This window comes from Acidovorax sp. CF316, from assembly GCF_000276605.1.
In the GTDB taxonomy this organism is placed as follows: Bacteria; Pseudomonadota; Gammaproteobacteria; order Burkholderiales; family Burkholderiaceae_C; genus Acidovorax.
Genome location: NZ_AKJX01000253.1, coordinates 1 through 8,014, shown reverse-complemented (window position 1 = coordinate 8,014; position 8,014 = coordinate 1). Strand labels below are relative to the sequence as shown.

The following is an 8,014-nucleotide window of genomic DNA, read 5'->3' as shown; positions in this document are numbered from 1 at the left end:
CGCCTTCTCTTTGGTGAATTTCTCTTGGCGACGCAAGAGAAAGTTACTGCGCCGCCGGGCGCACATCCCGGCCCCCGCCCTTCAACCAGGCAAACCGCACGACTCCAACGGACAGGACCGACGATGCATGAAGAACCAGATCAGTCCCCCATCACCACCCCTTCACGCCGCGGATCCGCCCCCCCAAACCACAGCTTCTTCCCATGCGCATGCCCCCGCGTGATGGCCTGCAAGCCACTGGTCATGTTCATCTCCCGCACCTCGGCTCCCCGCGCGCGCAAGGTCTCCACCGTGAGCGGAGGGAAACGCTTTTCCTCCAGCAGGGAGGGCCCGTTCATCGAACCGAAGTTGGGCAGGTTGATCGCCTGCTGCGGCATCAGCCCCCAGTTGAACACCCCGTACAGCGTCTTGGCCGTGTAGTGGATGATGGCCGCGCCACCCGGGCTGCCGCCGCTCATCAGCAGCTCGCCCGTGGCCTTGTCGAACACCAGGGTGGGTGACATGGACGAGCGTGGCCGCTTGCCCGGTTGCACGCGGTTGGCGATCGGCTGGCCCTGGGCATCGGCCGGGGCAAAGCTGAAGTCGGTGAGCTCGTTGTTGAGCAAAAAGCCCTTGACCATCTGGCGCGCGCCGAACTGGTCCTCGATGGTGGTGGTCATGGCCACCGCATTGCCCGAGGCATCGACGATGCTGATGTGGCTGGTGCCGTACTCGGGCTGGTCGGGCATGGACGCGTAGCTGGTGGCCACGGCGCCGGGCGGCTTGCCGGGCTGGGCGACCTTGAGGCTCTGCGTGCCGATGAGCTTGGCGCGCTCGGCCAGGTAGGCTGGAGCGATCAGGCTGGCCCAGCTGCCGGCGGGCGGCTGCACGAAATCGGGGTCGGCCACGTACTGGGCGCGGTCGGCAAACGCCAGGCGCGCGGCGTCGGTGTACAGGTGCAGCCAGTCGGCCGTGGGCAGGTCGTTTTCGAGCGGCATGGCGGCCGCATCGGTGTTCTTCAGGATGCCCAGGATCTGCGCGATGGCGATGGCGCCCGAGCTGGGCGGCGGAAAGCCGCACATGCGGTAATTCTTGCTGGCCACCTGGTAGTCGTGGCACAGGGGCTCGCGCTTCCTGGGCTGGTAGCCGGCCAGGTCGGCCAGGCTGAGCTTGCCCGGGTTGGTGGGGTGCTTTTGCACCTTGTCCACGATGGCCTGGGCGATCTCGCCCTCGTGCAAGGCCTTGCTGCCCTCGGCCGCGATGCGGCGCAGCACGGCACCGAGCTCGGGGTTGCGCAGGTTGAAACCCACGTCGCGCGCATCGCCATCGGGCTTGTAGAAGTAGGCCGCTGCCACCGGGTCCTTCTTGAGGTGGGCGTCGGCTGCAGCCAGGGTGTTCAGCCGCGCGCTGACCTTGAAGCCGCCTTCGGCCAACGTGATGGCAGGCTGGAATAGCGTGGCCCAGGGCAGTTTGCCGTGCTCCTTGTGCGCCATCTCCAGCATGCGCACGGTGCCGGGCACGCCGACCGAACGGCCGCCCACGACCCCGTCGTGGAAGGGCACGGGCTTGCCGTCCGGGCCGAGGAACAGTTTTTCGTCGGCGGCCGCCGGTGCCGTTTCGCGGCCGTCATAGGCCTCCACCTTGGTGCCGGCGCTGTGCAGCAGGAAGGCGCCGCCACCGATGCCGCTCGATTGCGGCTCGACCAGTGTCAGCACCATCTGCACCGCAATCGCCGCATCCAGCGCCGAACCACCGGCCTTGAGGATCTGGTAGCCGGCATCGGTGGCCAGCGGGTTGGCGGCGGCCACAGCGAACTTTTCGGTGGCCCAGCCGGGCTTTTCGGTGTAGCCCGAGGAGCCTTCGGGCTGGGCCGGCACCGCGTATTCGAACCGCGGGGCACTGGTGCAACCGGCCAGCAGCGCGGCCAGGGCCAGCAGGGTCAAGGTGGGGGTGGTCTTGCGCATTGCTTGTCTCCAAGGGGGCTGGAATACGGGCCATGGTAAGGCGCCTGCACGGCGGCCGCGCGCTTTTTTTACAGGATGCTACAAGCGCCCGAAAGGGTATTGCCGGAGGCTGGCCGCCTTGCTCAGGCCGGCACCGGCCCGGCACGCCGGTCTTCCACGACGAAGCGCGCCAGCGTGCTGGCGCCGCTGTCCTCGCGCAGCGGGTCGTCGAGCACGCGCAAGCTGGTGGTCCAGCGCCCAGGGGTGATGTCGGCCAGGCCATAGCCGCGCTGCTCGCAGCGGGCCAGCAGCACATGGGGGCTGTGGCGCACCACGGCGTCCACCTTGTCCTGCGTGCTGCCCGAGCGCGAGCTGATGGAGGTACCGCAGAACTCGCTGGCGATCACCGGGGCATCGGGCCGCGCTGTGTCGGCCAGCACGCGGCAGACGTAATTCTGGTGGATGTCGCCACCCAGCAGCACGGTATTGCGCGGGGCATGCTGCGTGATGGATTGCAGCAGGCGGGTGCGTGCGGCCGGGTAGCCGTCCCAGCTGTCGGTAGAGACCACGCCCGAGGGGTAGTGGCGCGGCGAGAACAGGGTCTGCTGCGCGATCACGCTCCAGCGGGTGCGCCCGTCCCGGGCATCGCTGGCCAGGCCCGTGTCCAGCCACTGTTCCTGGGCCGTGCCCAGAAAGCTGCGGGCGGGTTCGGCCAGTTCGGCACAGTCCCTGGGGCGCACGGCGCCGGCACCGCTGGCACTGGCGGTGCGGCAGGCCTGCAGGCTGCGGTACTGGCGGGCATCGAGCACATGCAACTGCGCCAGGCGGCCCCAAGGCAGGCGCCGGTACAGCTGCAGGGCCGTGTAGTCGCGCTGCACCAGGCTGGAGGCGCGCAGGGGCATGTTCTCGTAGAAGGCCTGCCAGGCGGCGCTACGCTGGGCCAGGAAGGCGGCGGGGTCGCCCTTGCCCGTGCGGCCGGCGTAGTCGTTTTGCACCTCGTGGTCGTCCCAGGTCACCAGCCAGGGGCAGGCGGCGTGGGCGGCCTGCAGGGCCGGGTCGCTTCGGTGCAGGGCGTAGCGGTCGCGGTAGTCGGCCAGGGTGGTGGCCAGGCGCAGGCCGTGCACGCGGGCCAGGCCCGAGGTGTCCCTGGGGCTGGCGTACTCGTAGATGTAGTCGCCCAGGAAGAGCACCAGGTCCGGCGCATCCGCGCGCACATGGCGCCAGGCCGCATAGTGGCCATGCTCCCAGCGCTGGCACGAGGCAAAGGCCAGGCGCAGACGTTCGGGCAGGGCATCGGCGGCGGGCGCGGTGCGTGTGCGGCCGGTGGCGCTCACCGCGTCGCCATGCATGAAGCGGTAGTGGTACCAGCGGCCCGGCGCCAGGCCGGCCAGTTCGACGTGCACGCTGTGGCCCAGGCCCGGGTGGGCCGTGGCCTGGCCGCGCTGCACGATGCGCTGGAAGCCTTCGTCGTCGGCCAGCTCCCAGCGCACGGTGAAAGCCTGGCTGGCGTGGCTGTCGTCGGGGATCAGCCGGGTCCAGAGCACCACGCCATCGGCACTGGGGTCGCCGCTGGCCACGCCCAGGGCGAAGGGGTTGGCCTGCTGGCGCTGCGGCTGGCCCCAGGCACAGCGGGGCAGGGCGGTGGTGGCTGCGCCGTGGGCGGCCAGCAGCAGGAATGCGCGGCGCTGCTGGGGAGTCACCGGCGGGGGCTCATGCAGCCATCACGCGGTTCTTGCCCGAGCGCTTGGCCAGGTACATGCTCTGATCGGCGCGCTTGATCGCGTCGAAGCTGCTCTCGCTGTCGTGCAGCTGGGCCACGCCCGCGCTGAAGGTGATGAGGATCTTCTCGCTGCCCTGCAGGAAGAAGCGCGTGGTCAGCTCGCGTTGCAGGCGCGTCATCGCGGCCACGCCGGCTTCCACTGCGGTGTCGGGCAGCAGCAGCACGAACTCCTCGCCGCCGTAGCGGGCCAGCAGGTCCTGCGGGCGCATCACCTCGCGCGTGACCTGCGCCAGGTGCACCAGGGCGGCATCGCCCACGCTGTGGCCCAGGCGGTCGTTGATGAGCTTGAAGTTGTCGATGTCCAGCAGCGCAAAGCACAGCGGTGCACCGAGGCGTCGGGCGCGGGCGATCTCGCGCTCCATGGCCTCGTCCAGGCCCTTGCGGTTGAGGCTGCCGGTCAGCGGGTCATGCCGCGCCTGGGCGCTGGCACGGTCGAGTTCCTGCTGCAGCTTGGCGACTTCGGCGCGCTTGACCTCGGTGCGTTCGCGCAGGTCCAGCAGCTCGGTGTGGGTGAGCTTGGTGTCGAGCGCCATGCTGCGCGTGGCGGTCATCACCTCCTCGAGCACGGGTGCGATCTCCTGCAGGCTGCTGGCCTTGCCGATGAGGTCGGCGCAGCGCTCCATGGTGCCCTGGTAGGTGGTGCTGGAGGCCGTGATCTGCGCCAGGCGCTCGATGAAGGTGGCCAGCAGGTCCTTCATCTGCTCCTGGGCTTCCATGGAGCGGGCCTTGGCCTCGGTCTGCTTGAAGATCACGTCCTTGAGGCGCAATTGCACGTCGTCGAGCCGGCGCAGCGTGAGCGGCGGGGTGGAGGCGGTCATCAGCGCCTCGGCCTGGCCCTGCAGCCAGCGGTCGTCGGCGCTGAGCACGGCGATGTTCTCGAACACCATGTGCAGCAGCTCCAGCAGCCCGGTGCGGATGGCCGCCTGGTCTTCCGTGGCGAACGACAGCCGGTAGGTGAAGTTGCCCAGCATCAGCATCAGCGTGGGGATGAGGGGGGCGGGCTCGCGCAGGAAGGTGGTGAGCTGGGCGGCCATCTCGTGCACGCGCGCATCGTCCTCGCCCAGCGCGGGCAGGGTGTTGTCGATCAGGCGGGCCAGCAGCTCGGCCAGGTCCTCGGGCAGCGTGGCGGCAGGCGCCGCGGTGGGCAGCTCCACCGGCGAGGCGGCGGCAGGGCTCAGGCCCAGGTTGGCGTAGCCCACGAGCACGCTCTGCAGGCTGCTCCAATCCTTGTTGGCGACGGCCTTCTCGAACTGGCCGAGCAGGCGCTTTTGCGCCGGGGTCTGGGCGGGGATCAGCCGCAGGATGCCGGCCAGCTGGGCCTCGGGAAACGGCGCGGCACTGCGCACGCCAGCGATCTCATCGTAGATCGCCAGGTAGTTCTCGGGTGTCGGGGCCAGCCGGCGGGTCGAGAGCTGCTTGAGCGTTTCGCGTGCGATTTCGTAGGGTTGACGGTCGGCCATGGGCGGGCACCAGTAACAGGGGCTGCGATGAACCGCGAGTTTGACACAGCGCCATGTTTCCCGTCGCGAGCGCCGCCCAGGGCGTCAGTTTTTGGTGTCAGTTGTTCATTGCGCTGTGTGCGACGCACGGCGCATGAAACTGGCGCGCCCAAGGCCAGTGCCCCCGCGCAAGGGCCGCCCCGCCGCGAAGGCGGCATATCCAGCGTTTGCGCTGGGGGCGTCCCCCTTTAAGGGGCAAGGCGCGAAGCGACCCAGGGGGTGTTTCACTTCAGTTGACCATGACCAGCTTGCCCATCACGCCGCGCGAGCCCATGTGGGCGTAGGCGGCAGGCAGCTCGGCCATGGGCATGGTGCGGTCGATCACGGGCTTGATGCTGCCCTTGGCATACCACTGCGCCAGCTCGCCCATCATGGCGGCATTGGCCTTGGGCTCGCGCTTGGCGAAGTCGCCCCAGAACACGCCGACGATGGAGGCGCCCTTGAGCAGCGCCAGGTTGAAGGGCAGGGCGGGGATGGGACCCGAGGCAAAGCCCACCACCAGGTAGCGCCCGCGCCAGGCGATGGAGCGGAAGGCCGGCTCGGCGAAATCGCCGCCCACGGGGTCGTAGATCACGTCCGGGCCCTTGCCGTCGGTCAGGGCCTTGATGGCCTCGCGCAGGTTGTCCTTGCTGTAGTTGATGGTGGCGTCGGCCCCGATGGAGGTGCACAGCGCGCATTTCTCGTCGCTGGAGGCGGCTGCGATCACGCGCGCGCCCATGGCCTTGGCGATCTGGATGGCCGAAGTGCCCACGCCGCCCGCGGCGCCCAGCACCAGCACGGTCTCGCCGGCCTTGAGCTGCGCCCGGTCCACCAGCGCATGGTAGGAGGTGGCGTAGATCATGATGAAGGCCGCCGCATCCACGTGCGAGAAGCCCGGCGGCAGCGGCATGCATAGGGCGGCCGGTGCGATGGTGTGGGTGCCGAAGCCCCCGGTGCCCGACAGGCAGGCCACGTTCTGGCCCACCTGCAGGTGCGTGACGCCTTCGCCCACGGCCTGCACCACACCCGCGTACTCCGAGCCGGGCACGAAGGGCAGCGGCGGCTTCATCTGGTACTTGTTCTGCACGATCAGCAGGTCGGGGAAGTTCAGGCTGGCGGCCTTGATCTCGATCAGCACCTCCCCCGCCTTGGGCGTGGGCGTGGGCAGTTCGGTCCAGGCCAGGGCCTCGACGCCGGTGGGGTTGGTGCAGAGCCAAGCGTGCATGGGAAAAGTCTCCTGTCAGTGATGCGCCGGATGATAGGCGCGCCGTCGCGGCCCGCGATGTCCCCCGAGCGACCGGGGCCCGCCCGCTTCGGTCGCGTCCTACAATCCCAGGCAAACCCGATCCCAATCCATGAAGATCCTGATTTCCAACGACGACGGCTTCCAGGCCCCTGGCATCGTGGCGCTGCACGACGCGCTCAAGACACTGGCGGGTGTGGAGGTGGAAGTGGTCGCGCCCGAGCACAACAACAGTGCCAAATCGAACGCGCTGACCCTGCATTCGCCCCTGTCCGTGCACAAGGCGGCCAATGGTTTTCGCTATGTGAACGGCACGCCGGCCGACTGCGTGCACATCGCGCTCACCGGGCTGCTGGGCTACCGGCCCGACCTGGTGGTCTCGGGCATCAACAACGGCGCCAACATGGGCGACGACACCATCTATTCGGGCACCGTGGGGGCGGCCATGGAGGGCTACCTCTTCGGCGTGCCGGCGATTGCGTTCTCCCAGGTGGACAAGGGCTGGGGCGAGATCGAGGCGGCCGCCGCCAAGGCGCGCGAGATCGTCGAGCAGATGCGGGCGCAGAGCCTGGTGACCGAGGTGCCCTGGCTGCTCAACGTGAACATCCCCAACATGCCGCTGGCGGCGCTCAAGCCCATCAAGCTGTGCCGGCTGGGGCGCCGGCATGCGGCCGAGCGCGTGATCGTGCAGGAGAGCCCGCGCGGCGAGGCGATGTACTGGATCGGCAATGCGGGCGCGGCCAAGGACGATGCCGAGGGCACGGATTTCCATGCCACGGCGCAGGGGCATGTGGCCATCACCCCCCTCAAGGTGGACCTCACGGACCACGACAACCTGGGCTACTGGGCGCAGACCGCCTCGAAGCTCGCGGCGGGCATGTGATGCAGCGACGTCCGGGCTTTCCCGCCAGGCTCCCGGGCAGCGGTACGCCAGCGCCGCGCCCGGCTGGATCGGGTGTGGGCGCAGGCGCCCCCAAGGGCGCCGGCGCCGGGCTGGGCCAGCGGGCTCCGGCCGCCACGGCCGTGGGCGTGGGGCTCGATTCGGCAGCGGTGCGCAACCGCATGGTGCAAAAACTCGCGGCCGGGGGCATCACCTCGCCCGCCGTGCTGCAGGCGCTGGCGACGGTGGAGCGCCACCGCTTCGTCGACAGTGGCCTGGTCAACCAGGCGTACGAAGACACCAGCCTGCCGATCGGCCTGGGGCAGACGATTTCCAAGCCCAGCGTGGTGGCGCGCATGTGCGAGCTGCTGCTGTCGGCCGAGAGCGCCCGGCCGGCCGGCCTGGGCCGGGTGCTGGAGATCGGTACCGGCTGCGGTTACCAGGCGGCCGTGCTGGGCCTGCTGGCGCGCGAGGTGTACACCATCGAGCGCCTGCGCGGCCTGCACGACAAGGCGCGCGACAACCTGCGCCCGTTTCGCCTGGCCAATGTGCACCTGATGCTGGGCGACGGCATGGTCGGTTACGCCAAGGGCGCGCCCTACGCGGCCATCATTGCCGCAGCCGGCGGCGATGCCGTGCCACAGGAATGGTGCGACCAGCTGGCGGTGGGCGGGAGGCTGGTGGCACCCATGGCGGTGGCCGGCGGCCAGC

The 8,014-nt window shown here is 69.6% G+C and carries 6 protein-coding genes; 2 read left to right on the top strand and 4 right to left on the bottom strand.

The genetic code is table 11. From position 1 onward, the window contains the following. Nucleotides 1–140 precede the first annotated feature (140 nt). From PMI14_RS28740 to PMI14_RS28725, 4 genes are all read right to left on the bottom strand, one after another. Complete coding sequence (locus tag PMI14_RS28740) at nucleotides 141–1,943, bottom strand: gamma-glutamyltransferase family protein (protein WP_007860234.1); 1,803 nt, start codon at nucleotides 1,941–1,943, stop codon at nucleotides 141–143. 122 nt (nucleotides 1,944–2,065) lie between these two features. Continuing rightward, on the bottom strand, nucleotides 2,066–3,622 hold the full coding sequence (locus tag PMI14_RS28735) for an alkaline phosphatase (protein WP_007860233.1): 1,557 nt from the start codon (nucleotides 3,620–3,622) through the stop codon (nucleotides 2,066–2,068). 10 nt (nucleotides 3,623–3,632) lie between these two features. Beyond that, on the bottom strand, nucleotides 3,633–5,162 hold the full coding sequence (locus tag PMI14_RS28730; RefSeq protein WP_007860232.1) for a diguanylate cyclase: 1,530 nt from the start codon (nucleotides 5,160–5,162) through the stop codon (nucleotides 3,633–3,635). Between the two features lie 268 nt (nucleotides 5,163–5,430). After that, complete coding sequence (locus PMI14_RS28725; protein ID WP_007860231.1) at nucleotides 5,431–6,405, bottom strand: NADPH:quinone oxidoreductase family protein; 975 nt, start codon at nucleotides 6,403–6,405, stop codon at nucleotides 5,431–5,433. Between the two features lie 130 nt (nucleotides 6,406–6,535). Between PMI14_RS28725 and surE the strand changes: the two genes are divergently transcribed. Next, nucleotides 6,536–7,306 (top strand): 5'/3'-nucleotidase SurE, encoded by a 771-nt coding sequence (gene surE / locus PMI14_RS28720; RefSeq protein WP_007860230.1) that lies wholly within the window; start codon nucleotides 6,536–6,538, stop codon nucleotides 7,304–7,306. Continuing rightward, nucleotides 7,306–8,014 (top strand): protein-L-isoaspartate O-methyltransferase (locus PMI14_RS28715; protein WP_007860229.1); only part of this gene is annotated, 709 nt, incomplete at its 3' end. The genes surE and PMI14_RS28715, both read left to right, overlap by 1 nt.